The organism is Chitinophaga sp. (genome assembly GCF_017745275.1).
GTDB lineage: Bacteria > Bacteroidota > Bacteroidia > Chitinophagales > Chitinophagaceae > Chitinophaga.
In genome coordinates this window covers 215,437-233,230 of record NZ_JAGHZS010000010.1, presented here as the reverse complement: position 1 = coordinate 233,230, position 17,794 = coordinate 215,437, and the positions used below count along the sequence as shown (strand labels likewise).

Genomic DNA, 17,794 nt, shown 5'->3' with positions numbered 1-17,794 from the left:
AAATTTAAAAACGAAATGGTTAGCCGATTACAGCGTGATGGTTTTACTCTTCCCAAATTCCTGTTCGGTAAACTCCTGGTTAACAGCTATGTACTTAGCCAGCATAGCGATGGTGGCCAGTTGAAAAAATGTTCTAACTGATACCTGCAACCCGAACTCCTTTTGTACTGCCGCAGCCAACCGCATTACCAGCAGGGAGTGCATACCCAGTTCAAAAAGATTATCGTGTACCCCTATCCGTTCCAGGTTCATTAAACCTTCACAAATAGATGCAAGTATCACTTCTGTAGCATTGGAAGGCGCCACATATACCGTAGACGACAAGGCACTGATATCCGGTTCCGGTAACGCTTTCTTATCAATCTTTCCATTATCGGTCAGCGGTAGTTTATCCATTGCAATCAACATGGCGGGAATCATAAACTCCGGTAACCGTTCCATCAGCCAGGTATAAATTTCCTCCCGGTTAAAGGTGTTCGTGGGAACTATATATGCTACCAGCCGTTTGATACCATCACCATCTGTTTTTGCCAGTACAACCGCCTGATGCACAGCCTTACATTGTTGTAAAACACTTTCTATTTCTCCCAGCTCAATGCGGAACCCACTGATCTTTACCTGTTCGTCTATACGGCCCAGGTATTCAATGGTACCATCCGGGAGCCATCTGCCCAGGTCCCCGGTACAGTACATGCGGGCCTGACTATCCGTGGTAAACGGATCTTTGATGAATTTTTCTGCTGTTAATGCTACTTTATTGAGATAACCACGCGATACTCCCACACCGGCCACACATATCTCCCCGATCACACCTACCGGGCACAGCTGCTTCTTAGTATCCAGCACGTATATACGCAGGTTCTGCACCGGCTTGCCTAATGGCACATTGGCACTCAATGGTGCCTGATGCATGATATGATGACAAATATCATCCGATGCCTCTGTAGGGCCATAGGCATTGACTACCGGGATCTTACCAAATGAAGAATGATTAAACCATTGTTTCAGTAACGACTGGCTCACTGCTTCGCCGGTCACCATCAAGTATTGCAGGGCGCTGGCGTTAACAGTTGTTTTTTCCTGTAAGATAACCGCCAGGTAAGAAGGCACTATTTCCAGTATGCTGATCTTGTTTTCAGCAATAGACTGTAAAAATGCCGATGGCTGGAAGATGAGCTGATTCGTATAGATGACCGTTGTTCCTCCGCAAACAAGTGCGGCAAACATCTGCCAAACGGAAATATCAAAAGTGTAGGAAGCGGTATAGGCTAACCTGGTTTTATCATTGATTTGCAGGTCATTTATTTTGGCAAACAAATGATTCAGCATACCACGGTGTTCTACCATTACCCCTTTGGGCTGGCCGGTAGATCCGGAAGTATAAATCACATATGACAACTGATGCGGTGCCGGCAGGATGGCCGGTGTAGTAACTGGTGCCTGCTGCAGCGAAATACTATCCCCATCCAGTGTTACAATATGTAATCCTTTTTGGGCCGGTAGCTGCGGGCGAAGATCATTAGTAGTAACTACCACGGTAGCGTTGCTGTCTTCCAGCATATAGCTGATACGTTCTGCCGGGTATTCCGGATCCACCGGTACATAAGCACCTCCCGCCTTCATAATACCCAGTATCGCAATAATCATTTCCGGACCACGCGCGATGCAAACCGGCACCAGCGTATCTTCCTGCACACCGTGATGTTGCAGGTAATTCGCCAGTTGATTGGAGCGCTCATCCAGCTCCCTGTAGCTGAGTTGAGTACCTTCAAATGCCAGCGCAACCGCATCCGGGGTATTGGCTGCCTGTTTGATAAAGAGTCCCGGGATGGTTTCTTCTTCCGGCCACGCTACGATGTTATCGTTAAACGTTACCAGCAGCTGTTCTCTTTCTGTAGGTGTCAGCATATCCAATGTGCTGATCCTGGCAGCCGGCGACTGCACCACCGCCCGGAGCAATTGCTCAAAATGAATGATCAGCCTTTGTATCGTTTCCTCCGCAAAGAGATCTTCACAATACATCACCGTTCCCGCTAAACCGGTACTGCTTTCTTCCAGGGAGAAAGTAAAATCAAACTGCGTTGTGGCGGGATCTGTTTTCTCAAGCGATAACTGCAGGTCATCTAACCGTAAGGCTGCATTTTCCGGCACATGCTGTAATTCAAACATCACCTGGAACAGTGGCGTTCTGCTGAGATCACGCTTTTTCACCATTGCTTCCACTATCCTTTCAAACGGCACTTCCTGGTGCTCATAGGCGCCAAGTGTAGTACGTTTCACCTGTTGCAGCAACGTAGCAAAGGAAGGGTCATTACCCAGATCACTGCGCAATGCCAGCGTGTTAACAAAAAATCCTATCAGCGCTTCTGCTTCCTGCTGCGTTCTGCCGGCAATCGGGCTGCCTATGCAGATATCTTCCTGACCGGTATAACGGTACAGCAACACGTTGAATGCAGCCAGTAATGTCATAAAAAGCGTAGTACCCTGTTGCTGCGACAAGTCCTGCAACTGTTGTGACAGGGCTTTGTCCAACTGGAAGCTTTTGATAGCGCCACGGGTGCTCTGAATGGCAGGACGCGGATAGTCTGTTGGGAATTGCAGTGTAGCAACCCCTTGCAGCTTTTCTTTCCAGTAATTTATTTTTTTATCCAGCAATGTTCCCGACAAATGATTCCGTTGCCAGATAGCATAGTCGGCATACTGGATGTTTAAAGGCGTTAGTTCGGCAGTTGTACCGGCTACCCAGGCAGCGTACAATGCCGCTACCTCTTTCACGATGATGCCGGTAGACCAGCCATCGGACGCGATATGATGCAGTGTAAATACCAGCAGATATGCTGCTGGCCCGGTAACTATCAGGTGCGCACGCAACATATGATCTGCATGCAGTTCAAACGGAACAGCCAGCAGCGACTGAACATATGTCTGTAATGCCAGGTGGTCTTCTTTATATATCGGCTCATCTATCACCTGTAACTGCCATCCATCCTTATCCAGCACATGCTGATAAGGGACTCCCCCTTCCTGTAAAATAACAGTACGTAGCACTTCGTGGCGGTTCACAATAGTTTGCAGCGCATCCGCTAATCCCGCAATCTGCAGGTTCCCATTTAATCGCAGTACCGCCAGCGTATGATATTGTACACTACCTTCCAGCTGGTCAATAAACCATAAACGTTCCTGGCTATACGAAAGTGGAATACGTGCAGGGCGTTCATACCTGGCAATAGGCGGAACAGTAGCTGCGTCGGAATGCTCTCCCAGGCGCACCGCCAGCGATACCACCGTAGGATAATCGAATATATCGCCAATGGCCACTTCCACATCAAGTGCTTTCCGGATAGCGGATACTACGCGTATCGCCAGCAGGGAGTGACCACCTAAGGCGAAGAAATCGTCATGCACGCCTACCTGTTCTACCTCCAGCAAAGAGGACCAGATGCCGGCCAATATTTGCTCGGTGTCGCTTACCGGCGCAGTATATCCTGCTGTAGCCCCGGCTTGTTCAGGATCCGGCAGGGACTTTTTATCCACTTTACCATTGGCCAATAGGGGAAAACTGTCCAGCACTACCAATGCCGAAGGAATCATATATTCCGGCAAGTGCGCTCCCAGCTGTGCTAATACCGCTTCACGATCTATGGCTTCTTCCCCGATTACATACCCAACCAGGCGCTTGCCGCCACTGCTTTCCCCACGCGCCACTACTATGGCCTGGCTAACCAGGCCAGTTTGTAGTAACGCCTTTTCTACTTCCCCCAGTTCTACACGATAACCGCGAATCTTTACCTGGTCATCTGCACGACCGGCAAACAGGATGTTCCCGTCCGGCAACATCTTTACCAGGTCGCCAGTACGATATAGTTTCGAAGCAGCCGCTCCATCAAACGGATCCGCGATAAAGCGGTCTGCTGTTAAATCGTCATTATTTAAATAGCCGGCTGATACCCCATCACCACCAATATATAATTCCCCGGGAACACCCACCGGGCATAACTTGCCCGCCGCATTCAGCACATATACCCTGGTATTGGAAAATGGTTTACCAATAGGAATGTGGTGGCCATAGACTGTTTCGTCTCCCACTACATGTAATAATTTTCCTATAGTCGTTTCCGTTGGGCCATAGTGATTCACGATAGTGCAATGAGAACCATAAGCACGGATACTGTTCACCACGGCTGTTTCCAACGCCTCCCCGCCAAAAATGAGCAGTTTCTCCGGCAACAATAACCGGCCGGAAGCCGACAATGCCTTCCAGTGCGAAGCCACTATTTTGATAACATCTATCGGGTGAGCAGCAAAATAATCGCACAGCAATTCCCCATCGCTGATCATCTCTTTGGAAAACACATGCAGGGTACCACCGGTAATCAATGGAGGGAACAGGACCGTATTACCCAGATCAGTGGCAATGCTGGAAAGCAATCCAAAGGAGCTGCATTCCGTTACCGGCAATACGGCTTTCAGCCCATACAGGTAGTCTGTGAGGTTACGATGTGTAATCACTACTCCTTTCGGATTACCGGTACTGCCGGAGGTATAAATTACATACAACGGTCCATCAGGTGAAGCAGCAGCAGCCACTGCTTTCACTTTGCAACGGTCAATTTCCGCGGCATCACCATCCAGTGTCACCACCTGCGCGGTGGTACCAGCAGGTAGTTTGGCCTTACCGGCATTATTGCTCACCACCACCTCTGCACGGGTATCTTTCAACATAAAGGCCATACGATCTGCCGGGAAATCAGGATCAATGGGTACATAGGCAGCACCAGCTTTTACGATACCTAATATGGCCACTATCATCTCTGCGGATCTGTCTATATACAAAGGCACCAACGCACCTGCTTTTACACCCTGCTGACGCAGGTAATGTGCCAGCTGATTTGATTTTTCATTCAGCTCTTTGTAAGTCAGTTGTGTGTCTTCAAATACAACAGCCGTTGCCTTTGGCGTTAGTGCCGCCTGTGCCGCAAACAGTTCCGGGAATGTTTTATCCTTCGGATAACTAATGGCAGCATGTGTTTGCAACTGCCAGACAGTGGAAGGTTTCAGCACGGACAATTCGGATAGCTGATCAATGTTGGCATATGTTATTTGTTGCAATACATATTCAAAATGTGCGGCAATTTCCTGTACATACACCTTATCCAGTAATGCAGCATTATAGGCAAACTCAATACTGGCTTTCTTACCGGGAGTAACCATTACCACCAAAGGATAATTGGTTTGTTCGCTGGTATTAAAGTTGTCAATACGCAAACTCCAGTGATCCGCAAATACTTCATCGCTGATAGGATAGTTTTCAAATACCAGGATGCTGTCAAACAAATCCCCGGTGAAACCAATCATTTGTTGAATCTGGTTAAGCGCAGTGTACTGGTGTTCCCGGCTCCGGCGCTGGCTTGTTTGCAGCTCCTGCAGCCATCCCGCTATGTTTCCTTCTTCCGCTACCTTTACATGCAGCGGCAGCGTATTAATGTATAGTCCTACTCTTTTTTCTACACCCGGTAAATCTTCCGGGCGGCAGGAAACAATAACACCATAAGTAACCGCCTGTTGCGCAGTATAGTTGTGTAACAGGTACGCCCATACGCCCTGCATCAGGGTATTCACGGTAACCTGGTTCTCCAGTGCATATCGCTGGATAGCTTCCGCCAGCGGACCTTCCAGGCTTAATATTTCTTTTTTATAGGTACCAATTCCTTTATTACGGTCGGCGGTGCTGTCAATGAACGGCAACAGGCTACCTGTATCCATCCCCGCCAGGTAATGCTGCCAGTAGTTGGTAGCCACTTCCTTATCACGGCGATCCATATACTGAATATAGTCGCCATAGCGGTCTTCTTCTGCCGGTGATGGTAATGCGGTTCCTTTTACCAACCCTTCATAGGTATTCAGCAGTTCTTCCACCAATACGGCCAACGACCAGCCATCCAACAAAATATGGTGGAAGGTGCAGACCATTTTATAACGGTCTTCTCCCAAACGTATCAGGCCAATACGCAGCAATGGTGCGGCCGAAAAATCAAATCCCTCATTCCGTTCAGCAGCTTCATAGGCAGCTACTGCCAGCTCCTGCGCAGGTCCGCTCAACTGGCGGTAGTCCAGTACTGTTAGCGGCAGCTTCACTTCGTGATAAACACATTGTACCGGTATCACAAAATCGTCGTAATAAAATGCGCTTCGCAGAATACTATGTTGCCGGAACAAAAGCTCCCAGCTTTCCCGGAACAATGTAAGATTCATTTCACCTACACCACAGGTAAACTGATCAATATACCCGCCGGCAGTTTTATCATAGAGGCTATGAAACAGCATTCCTTCCTGCAAACCACTGAGCCGGTATAAGCCGGCTACCTGGTTACGCCTGGGCGCACCCTTGTAGGGTGTATCCAGGAACCTGTCCAGTGCCTCATTGCTGATGACCTGGCTCAATCCATAATCCGCCGGCGTAAAATATGATGTTGTTTGTGACGCGCAATGTGCAATCAGGATGTCCAGGTGATGGAAATATTTGTCTGCCAGCCCTGCTATATCAGCAGGTGCAAAATGCAGCACACTGTATCCCCATTCCAGCACCAGTTCACCCTGTTGTACAATGCCGTTAATAAATAACTTCTCCTGTACCGGATAGCCGGCTCCGGTCATACTGCCGGCTTCTTCGGCTGCTATATTCAGATAGTCGTTAGCGTTAGTGATGTTATCCAGCTGCCCGAGGTAATTGAAGGTGATATCCCAGGGATCCCTACCCTGTAAACCGGCTGCTTTGTTGATGTACTTCAGCACGCCGTAACCAATTCCTTTATCAGCTACTTTGCGGAGTTGCTCTTTTACTTCTTTCAGCAGGTTGCCCGGAGAGCTGTCTGCGGGCAACTGCAGGAGCACCGGATATAAATTGGTAAACCAGCCAACAGTATGGCTGGTATCAATGCCCAGCACGGCATCTTCCCGTCCATGCCCTTCCAGGCCAATGGACACCTCTCCCCTGCCATTCCATTCTGCCAGGGTGAGCGCCAGCGCTGCCAGTAAAATATCGTTGATCTCTGTATGATAAGCAGCAGGTACTTCTTTCAACAGGCGTTGTGTTTGAAGGGCGTTGAGCCGCACCACATGCAAACCGGTATCTGCCATCGTAATCCTACCTTCATAACCAGTAGTGGTGCGCAAAGGAATATATCCCTGTACTATTTGCTGCCAGTAATTGTGCTGGCCCAGCAACCGCTCTTTCCGGCTATACTTCAGCAAGGCGTCATATGCCTGGCGATAAGAGCTGCTCTTTCTTCCCAATACTTCCAACTCATTATTTACGTTGGCCTTCTTTAGCAAAAGCTGCAGATCATCCAGTATAATACGCCAGGACACGCCATCTACTACCAGGTGATGAATCACCAGCAGCAGGCGGTGATGTGATTCACTGGCAGGAGTCAATAACAGGGCCGCCTGTACGAGCTTACCCTGTTTTATATCCAGGCTTCCCTGTATTCTTTCTCCATGCTGATGTATCTGCGCTGCCAATTTCTCCGGTGCAATCGCCTGCAGATCTATGATCTCTACGCTACCTTCCTGCACACCATCCAACTGCTCCCATTCCCCGTTGTTATGCTGGTAAGTATAACGAAGCGCATCATGGTAGCGCGTCAGGGCCGCAACAGCCGCAGATATCCTTGCAGGTACTATCTTTTTATCTACTGTCAGTAAGATGCTCTGGTTGTAATGTGCATCGGTATTATTTTTTCCGAAATACCACTCCTGTATCGGCAATAGCCCGATACTACCTTCCTGCACGGTTTCTGCCTGCGCCACTTCAATACTTTGCTGCGATGCCAGTAACCCTGAAAGCTTTGCAATAGTTGGGTGTGTAAACAGATCTCCTACCTGCAACATGTACCCCAAACGTCTCGCGCGGCTTACCACCTGGATAATAATAATAGAATCGCCCCCGAGTTCAAAGAAATTGTCGTGTATGCCTACCCGTTCTACTCCCAGCAATTCCTGCCAGATACCGGCAATGGCTGCCTGCATCTCATCCTGGGCTGCTTCGTATATGCTGGTACGTGACTCCGTTACATCCGGATCAGGCAACGCCTTCCGGTCGATCTTTCCATTTACTGTTACCGGGAATGCTTCCTGTGGAACCAGTAACGCCGGAATCATATAATCAGGCAGCCAGTCTTTCAGGTAAGCAATGATGCCGGCTTTGTCAAATTCGCCATTAGGAACTATATAACCAATGAGGCGTTTATTCCCTGTATCATCGGCCCTTGCCAATACTACAGCCTGGCTGATCAGTGCACATTTCAACATCACACTTTCTATTTCTCCCAACTCTATGCGATAGCCGCGGATCTTTACCTGGTCATCCTTACGACCGAGGTATTCAATATTTCCATCCGGCAGCCAGCGGCCAAGGTCGCCGGTGCGGTATAACCTGTTGCCCGGTGTATCCCGGAATGGGTTGGGGATAAACTTCTCTGCCGTGAGCTCGTCCCGGTGCAGGTAACCACGCGCCAGGTTTGCACCGCCCACACAAATTTCCCCGGTAACACCTAACGGAGCCAGTCCATCATTGATATCAAGCAGGTATACCTGTACATTGGCTATGGGCTTACCAATCACCACTACATCATTTTCGAGAATAGGTTGGTCTGTAAGACTGGTACACACCGTATTTTCAGTGGGGCCGTAGGCATTGATGAGCCTTACGCCGTCCGACATCATTTCCTTTGCATCTTCCAGCATCATAGCCTCACCGGCAGATACGATGGTTTTTACCGGTCCCAGCACATGTTTGATGGTATGCTGATAAGAAGGCGGTAACGTGACTACTTCTACCTGGTGTTTGTTTACCAGTGCTGCAAAATTTTCTGCAGACAGCAAATCATTTTTTGCAGGTAACACGAGTATACCGCCACTTAGTAAGGTATTGAATATCTCATAGCAGGAAGCATCAAAACCCAGCGATGCAAACTGCAGAGAACGGGTGCCTTCTTTCAGTCGTAATGCTTCCCGTTGACTCAATGCCAGGTTCACCAGGCCCCGGTGTTCAATCATTACGCCTTTTGGCTTGCCGGTAGAACCGGAGGTATAAATCACATACGCAAGATCTTCCGGCCGGAGTACCGTTGCCGGTGAAGTAACCGGGTGTTTTGCTATCAACTCCCGCTCATCTTCCAGGATAATAATGCGTAAAAAATCTTTTACGGGCAGTTTAGCTGCGCAAGCCCTGGAGGTGACCAACACGCTTGCCATAGTATCGTCCAGCACATAACTGATACGGTCTGTTGGATAGTCAGGGTCAATAGGCACATAAGCGGCGCCGGTTTTCATAATCGCCAGGATGGTGACAATCATCTCCAGGGATCGTTCTATGCACACCGGTACCAATGCGCCGGCTTTCACCCCGTTGTGCTGCAGGTGATGCGCCAGCTGTCCCGCCTGCTCATTCAACTGCCGGTAGGTCAGCTTTGCCTCTTCAAACAGCAAGGCTGCTGCATCCGGAATACGGGCAGCCTGTGCTTCAAATAATGCGATCGCTGTTTTATCAGTTGGATAATTAACAGCGGTATTGTTAAACCCTATGGTTAGCAGTTGCTGCTCTGCTGCCGTTAGCATCGGTAATGCTCCGATCCGCTGCTCCGGTGATACCACCACCGCACGCAACAGCTGTTCATAGTGCAGCAGCATCCGGGTGATAGTTTCTTTCTTAAACAGGTCTGTGCAGTATTCTATATTGGCCACCAGCGAACCATCCGGATTTTCCAGTATGTAAAAATTAAGGTCCGCCATCGTGGTGGTTCTACCCAACAACTGCTGCGATAAGGTGGCTTCACCCAGTTTTAATGTAGCAAAGTCCGGGGTTTTCTCCAGCCCGAATATCACCTGCTGTAAAAGGTTCCTGTCCTGCTCCCTGTTCTTCACTACTGCACCTACTATTTTTTCGAAGGGAACTTCCTGGTAGTCGTAAGCAGATAACAACGTTTGTTTCACCTGCTTTAACAATGTGGCGAATGATGGATTATTACTCAGGTCACTACGCAACACCAGGGTATTTACAAAGAACCCTATCAGTTCCTCTTCTTCTTCGCGCATTCTGCCCGCAGTAGGGCTTCCTATACAAATATCTTCCTGACCGGTATAGCGATATAAAAGCACCTTAAAAGTGGTGAGCAATAGCATATATAACGTTACCTCCTGCTGCGGGCAAAGTTTCAATACCTGCTGAATCAATTCCCTGTCCAGCGCCAATGTTACAATGTCTCCATTGGTAGTTTGTATCGCAGGGCGCGCATAGTCAAGCGGTAAATTTATGGGTGATACACCCGCCAGCCGTTCTTTCCAGTAGTTGAGTTTTTCATCCAGCATGGCGGTCACCAACGGAGAACGCAGCCATATGGCGTAATCAGCATATTGCAGGCGTAATGGCGTTAAATTGGTTTTGCTGCCATTGAGATATGCTTCATATAATGCGAGCAATTCCAATAAAACAATGTCGGCCGACAATCCGTCAAACGAGATGTGATGCGCTGTCAGCACCAACAGGTATTCTTCCTCTGAAAAACGTAACAAGTCGCCGCGCAGCATATGATCCTGCTGCAAATCAAAAGGTTGATCTATGAGCGGAGTAATATAAGCAGACAAAGCGCCGGCATCTTCCACATCAAAATCTACATTAGTTATCCTGAGCTGCCAACGGTTTTTATCAAGTATACGCTGTGCTACCTCATCGCCACTGGCATCTATCACCGTTCTCAGGATCTCATGACGGTTCACAATATCCTGTAATGCATAACGCAGCACCCTGGTATTCAGTTTTCCTTTTATCTTCAACAACATCGGAACATGATATTGCACACTACCTTCCAGCAGGTGTACAAACCACAAACGTTCCTGGCTAAACGAAACAGGGATGCGTGCCGGCCGCTGTTGCAGCTTTACCGGTGCGGGCGCGCTATTCAACATCTCTGTGGTTATCTGTGCAGATACCGGTTCGGTGGCCACCGCAGGAGTGGGTAAAAATCCGGCCTGTTGCAGCTCCCGGATACTATCCTTGATAGATCTGGCAATAAAATCAATGTCTTCATCCGAATGGGCATCAGATAAAAAGCAGGTACGTCCTTCCCATATGTACACCCCTTTTTCAAGCAGGTGATAGAAGAACAGATCCATATTAGTGTTGATAGCAAAATAAAACAGGGAGCCAAAACTATGTATCTGTATCGGCACCTGGTTTTCTTCGAAGAAGGCAGATATATCCTGTACCAAACGGGTAGTACGTATATTCAGTTGTTGTTGCAAAGCAGGTCCTCTCCGATCCAGTTCCTGTAGCAATGCCAGCGAGGATGCCATACTCAGCGGATGCTTACAGAAAGTACCAGCAAAGAAAGTAGTGTCTACTGCCGGGTACGAATCATCACCATACTGCCATATACCGCCATCTAATGCATTCATAAAGCGGCTGCTGCCCGCAATGATACCAATCGGTAATCCTCCGCCGGCAATTTTACCGTAAGTAGCCAGGTCGGCTCGTACACCAAAATGCGCCTGTGCACCTCCGGGGTGAATCCTGAAACCGGTGATCATTTCATCAAAGATCAGCGCAACATTTTCTGCTGCCGTCATACTTCGTAACTCATGCAGCAAGGCTTTGGGCTGATACCCGGGACGACGGCTCTGTACCGGTTCCACCACCAATGCCGCCAGCTCGTGCGCATGCGCCCTGATATGTTCCACTACATCCGGATGATGATAATCAAATACCAATACGTCCGCCACCATATTCTCTACAATACCCGGCGCCATCGGTACACCTGCATGGGTTCTTTCCAGGTCCTCGGGTGCAGCCAGCGTACCATCGAAATGACCATGGTAGGCGCCTGCAAAAACCGCGATTTTCTTTCTTCCCGTTACCGTACGTGCCAGCCTGATAGCAGTCATTACTGCCTCTGTTCCGGAGTTATGGAAACTGGCGCGCTCCATGCCGGTAAGCTTTGTTACCAGCGTAGCTGCCTGTCCTGCCAGCGGCGTTTGCGGACCGAGTTGAAATCCCTGTTGTAACTGTTGCTGCAAAGCCGTCATCACGGCAGGTGGACAATGCCCGAGCAGGTCTACTCCAAAACCCATTGCCAGATCAACATACTTGTTGCCATCCACATCCGTAATGGTAGCGCCCTGGGAGGAGGCTGCCAAAATCGGGTATACCAATTCTTTTGTAGAGAAACGGAACCCTGCTGAAGCGCGGTTATCCGCCAGCACCGGCCGGTATTGTTGTGTAAGCGCTTTGGACGTTTTTGTTTTTGCATTATAGCGTTGAATGAAAGCATCCAGGTATGCCTGTTGAGCTGCACTATACCCTGTTTGTCCCGGCTTCTTTTCCATTTTGGGAAAAATGGATGCATGCTTTTTAGGCGCTTCGCCAATCGTTCCGTTTTGTGGCAATGCAACAGTTGCCCTTACAGGGGTCGTATTATTTGCCAATGCAGGTGCGGGAACGGGTACAGGCAACGACACTGCAGGCAGCGGCTGGGCAGTTCCCAACTGTGCAGACAACAATTGCAGCTGCTGCTCTACGATATTAAAAAGACGCTGTGTCAGGGAAGGATCTGTGTTAGCAGCAACAACGGGAGCATTCACCGCCGGTAACGATGCCACTGCAGGCGCCGTATTCACCACCGATGTTACGGGCGCTGCTACTACTGCTACTTCCGGCGCAGGTAGGTTGCCGGAATGTTCCATAATATAGCCGGCCATCAGATCCAGGGAAGTTATGGTTTCGAACAACTGGCGGATCGTAAAATTCAGGCCATACTTCTTTTCTATTTTGCGTACCGCACTGGCCAGTATCAGGGAGTCTGCTCCCAGTTCCAGGAAGCGGGTATTAATATTAATTTCTGCAGGCGGTATTTTAAGGAGACTACCAAATATACCAGCTACATCCGCCAATACAGCTGAACGCTGATCTGCAGGCGCTTGTTTTGTTTCCGTCATAACCGATGATTTATGTGTAGGAGGGGCAGGGAGAGATGGATGCGTTGCTGCCACATCAATCCAGTAAGGTTGCCGGTGAAAAGCATAAGTAGGTAAGGATACCTTCCGGTAACCCGGGCTATCGTAAAACGCAGGCCAGTTAACCGGTATTCCTTTTGTATAGAGCGACATCAGGCAGCGCAACATGGTGCTCCACGAAGATTTGTCCATGTGCATGGCAGGCAACAGGCAATCTTCCTCATAGGAAGCCGATAACTGCACCATCGATAGCAGGTTAGGTTGCGGACCTAATTCCATCAGCACCTGCCCACCCAGGGCATTAATAGTTTGGATACTCTTGAAAAACTGAACCGGTAAAACAATATGCCGGCACCAATAGTCGGCATGGGTCACTTCATTGGTCACCACATTACCCGTTACGTTTGATACCAGTTGCAGGGAAGGCTGATGATACCTGATCGTTGTGGCTACCTCCCGGAATTCTTTCAGTATCGGCTCCATGAGTGGAGAATGAGAAGCATGTGCAATCAGCAGTTCCCGGGCATTAACGCCGGCTTGTTGCAGGGATTGCAATGCAGCGCCGATCGCTTTTTTCTTGCCGGAAATAACGGTGAGCGCCGGACCATTTACTGCGGCAATAGTGAGGTCATTTTCGTAAGGCCGGATCGCTTCCGACACCATCTCTTCTGTGGCAAAAATGGTAGCCATTGCGCCCGGCTCTTTCACAGACTGCATTAGCCTGGCTCTTTCTGTTACCAGTTTCAGGCCGTCATCCAAGCTAAATACGCCTGCCACATAAGCCGCAGCATATTCACCCACACTATGTCCCGCCACTATATCCGGGGTAATGCCCCAGGATTTCCATACGGCAGATAATGCACAGGAAATCGCGAAAATAGCCGGCTGGAAATAGGTCATCTGTAATAAAAGCGTGTTGGCTTCGTCTTTATCTTTTTTATACAAAAGATCTGTTAATGACATGCCCCAGCAGGTTTTCAGATAGCCGTCACAGTGATCAATAATATTTTTAAAGATGGAATTGTTTTCATAAAGGTCGCGCCCCATACCCCAGTATTGGGAGCCACCACCGCTGAATAACCATACCAGTTGTCCCGGTGGCTGGTGTGTATTTCCTGTTACCACCTGGCTGGCAAAAGGATGGGCGATAAAAGCCTGCAACTGCTCCCGCGCCTGCTGCGGATCGGTAACTGCCAGTGCAGCCCGGTGAGGGAAATGCTCCCGGGTGAATGCACTGCTGTAAGAGATGTCCGCTATATCTGCCAATGATCCCGCTAAAAACGTATCATATTTGCCGGCAAGTTCTTTCAGCGCTGCCGGTGTTTTAGCAGACAACAGCAATGGATATGCCGGTCGTACAACTTTCTCCGGCTGAACAGCTGTTGGGGTAACCGCTTCCTCCAGGATCACATGCACATTGGTACCACTTAATCCAAATGAGCTGACAGCGGCCCTTCTACCAGCAACGCCGGGTTCCCAGGCTATTGATTTGTCAACCACTTTCACGGAAATATCCTTCCAGGGAATAAAGCGATTAGGCGTATGATAATTCAATATAGCCGGCAATTGTTGATGCTGCAGGCTTAATACCGTTTTTATAAATCCGGCAATACCGGCAGCAGCTTCCAGGTGCCCGATATTTGTTTTCACCGCCCCGACCAGCAATGGCTGGCCTGCAGAACGGGAACGGCCATAAACCGCGTGGAGCGCCTGTACTTCTACCGGGTCTCCCAATTTAGTGCCGGTACCATGTGTTTCTACATATTGCACTGTGTGCGCAGCAACGCCTGCGTGCTCCAATGCCTTTTCTATCAGTTGCTGTTGTGCAATACCATTGGGAGCAGTAAGCCCGTTGCTGGCGCCATCGTGATTCACCGCCGAACCACGGATCACCGCCAGAATATTATCCCCATCTGCCAGGGCCTTATCATAGCGCTTTAACACTACGATACCTGCGCCCTCTCCTCTCACATAACCATCTGCACTATCATCAAAAGTTTTACATTGACCGGAAGGCGACAATGCCTTCATCCGGCATAAGCGGATACTGGTTTCCGGTGCCAGCATCAGGTTTACACCGCCGGCAAGCGCCACCGAACATTCTCCCAGCAACAGGTGCTGACAAGCCTGGTGTATACTCAGTAACGAAGAAGAACAAGCGGTATCTGACTGCACCACCGGGCCGTGAAAATCCAATACGTATGCCAACCTGCCTGCTGCGATACTTCTTTCCAACCCAAGACTGCTAAATGCATCTTCAAATAATGCGGGCGGAGTATGTTGATGAACAATTTGCTGATAATCATCCGTACCCATTCCAATGAAAATACCGGTGTTGCTGCCTTTCAGCGCAGATGGCTGAATACCTGCATGTTCCAATGCCTCCCAGCACACCTCCAGCAATAAACGTTGCTGCGGATCCATGCCCACCGCTTCTCTTGGAGAGATACCAAAAAACAAGGGGTCAAACTGATCTACCTGGTCTATAAAACCACCGGTACGGGTATACATCTTCCCCAACGCCTCTTCATCACTACTAAAATAGTCGTCCACATTCCAGCGATGTTGCGGTACAACGGTAACGCCACTACGCTGTTCAGACAATAAGTTCCAGAACGCTTCCGGCGTATCTATACCGCCGGGAAAACGGCACCCGATCCCCACTACTGCCACCCTGTTGTCTGTTACTTCAGGAACATCATTTGTTGCTGCTTTTTTGATCACCGGCACTTTTCCGGTGGCAGCAAGGTGCTGGGATAAAGTGGCCACGGTAGAAAAATTATAGATGACTGTTTTATCAACAGGCGCACCCAATAAAGTTTCCAGATCTGCGGCCAATAGAACCGCCTGCATAGAGGTAACACCATACTCTGCAAAAGATCGTTCTGCGGCAATATCTGCGGCAGTGAGCTTAAGTCGCTCTTGCAGCCACTGTATCAGCCATTGGCGGATAACCTTCACCTCCTGCTGACTAACGGCCGGTGCAGCAACCGGTACTGGTACTTCCTCCTGTACCAGTTTGCCCTCCGCTGCTATTTCGCGCAAAACGTCATCGTATACCCCTTTCCGGTAGTCTTCCACAAAAAGGTAGCGTTTTACTTTACCACTGGTTGTTTTAGGTACTTTTCTTACCGGCAGTACATGTTTTACTTCGAGCCCCAGTTTGGCAGCAACAAATCTTTTTACCTGGCCAATAACAGGCAGGAACTTCCGGACAGAAGATTTGTGTAACAGAAATACCACGATAGCTTCTGTCCCTGTTTCTTCATCCGGTACGCCACAAACCACTACTTTACCAGTTTCTATGCCTTCAAGCTGTTCAAGTGTAGTTTCTACATCATGTGGATACACGTTGCCTCCATTGACAAAAATGATATCCTTCACCCGGCCAATAACGAATAAATCACCCTTCAGGAAAAAGCCGGTATCACCGGTATTCAGCCACCCATCCTTTGAGATGGTTGCTTTTGTGGCCGCCTCGTTGTTGTAATAACGACGGGTCACGGCATCTCCCCGGATCCATAGGATACCCATGTGGCCATCCGGCAGTTCTTTTTCCTGTTCATTACAAACACGCACTGCCACGCCATCAATCACATATCCCATGTTCACAATTTCCACACTGTCTTTAATATTTTCATTTGACCGTTGTACAGTTACAGATTGCCCTATTGTCAAAGCATCCCGCTGAACAGTGATCGTCTTTAATGGCTTGCGTAAACCTGGCCAGGTAACTTCCAGCGTAGCCTCCGCCAGTCCATATCCTGCACACATTGCCAGTGGATGGAGTTGAAATGGCCGGAGTGTATCCATGAACGTGCGGCATAATGCTGCAGACACCGGCTCGGCGCCATTCAGCAAGGCCTTCACACAGGAAAGATCCAATCCTTTCCCTTTCTCAGTTGTAAACTGATTCAGGTAATATTTATATCCGAAGTTGGGAGAACAGGTAATCGTTACCCGGTGCTCAGACACTTTCTGCAACCATAACAATGGATTCCTTATAAACAAATCAGTAGGCATGAGATATTGATCCACGCCGATGCCAATGGGGTAAAGATGAAAACCAATCAATCCCATATCATGGGTGAGCGGCATCCAGCTAAGATGACTGTCGTTTTCATTTAGCTGCTGTGCAGCGGTAGCGGCGTAAATATTGGTGACCAGGTTTTTGTGGGTAAGCACCACCCCCTTGGGGTTGCCGGTTGACCCGGAAGAAAATTGCAGAAAAGCAATCGTATCCGGCGTTGCCGGGTATATTTCCCCGGTACCGGTATAACCCTCCAACTCTTCCGCAAACAATACTTTTTCAAAACGATGCTCTTCAACGGTATTATCTGCAAATGCTGTGGTAGTTAGTTTTTCGTGGTGAACAGCGTTTGTAAATAAGGTGGGGTTATTTAAAAACGTGCGTATTTTAAACAGTTTCTGTGCATTTTCACCTTGATAGGTAACTGCTACCGGCACCGGAATAATACCACCCAGGATGCTAGCCCAAAAGATCTGTAAAAATGTTTTATGGTCTTCTATCTGTAACACCAGTTCATCACCGGGTTTCAATCCGCTGTCCTGCAGAAACCCCAGCCAGGATACCGCTTTTGTATACAGCTGCTGATAAGAAAGAAATTCTTCGTTATTACTCCCCGAAATAAAAGTGATGCCTTTCTCTTTAACATCCTTTCTCCGCAATAATATCTCGGGCAACGTTTGGGGTCGCGGTAATTTCTCCATAAAGTACGGCAATTTATTATCTGTGTTTGTGATCTATTATTGTTGTAAACAGCAT

1 protein-coding gene is annotated in these 17,794 nt (G+C 48.8%); it reads right to left on the bottom strand.

The genetic code is table 11. The features are described from left to right. Positions 1-27 precede the first annotated feature (27 nt). Entirely contained in the window at positions 28-17,739 is a 17,712-nt protein-coding gene (locus J7623_RS27565) for a non-ribosomal peptide synthetase/type I polyketide synthase (RefSeq protein WP_291927182.1), read from the bottom strand. Between the last annotated feature and the right edge of the window lie 55 nt (positions 17,740-17,794).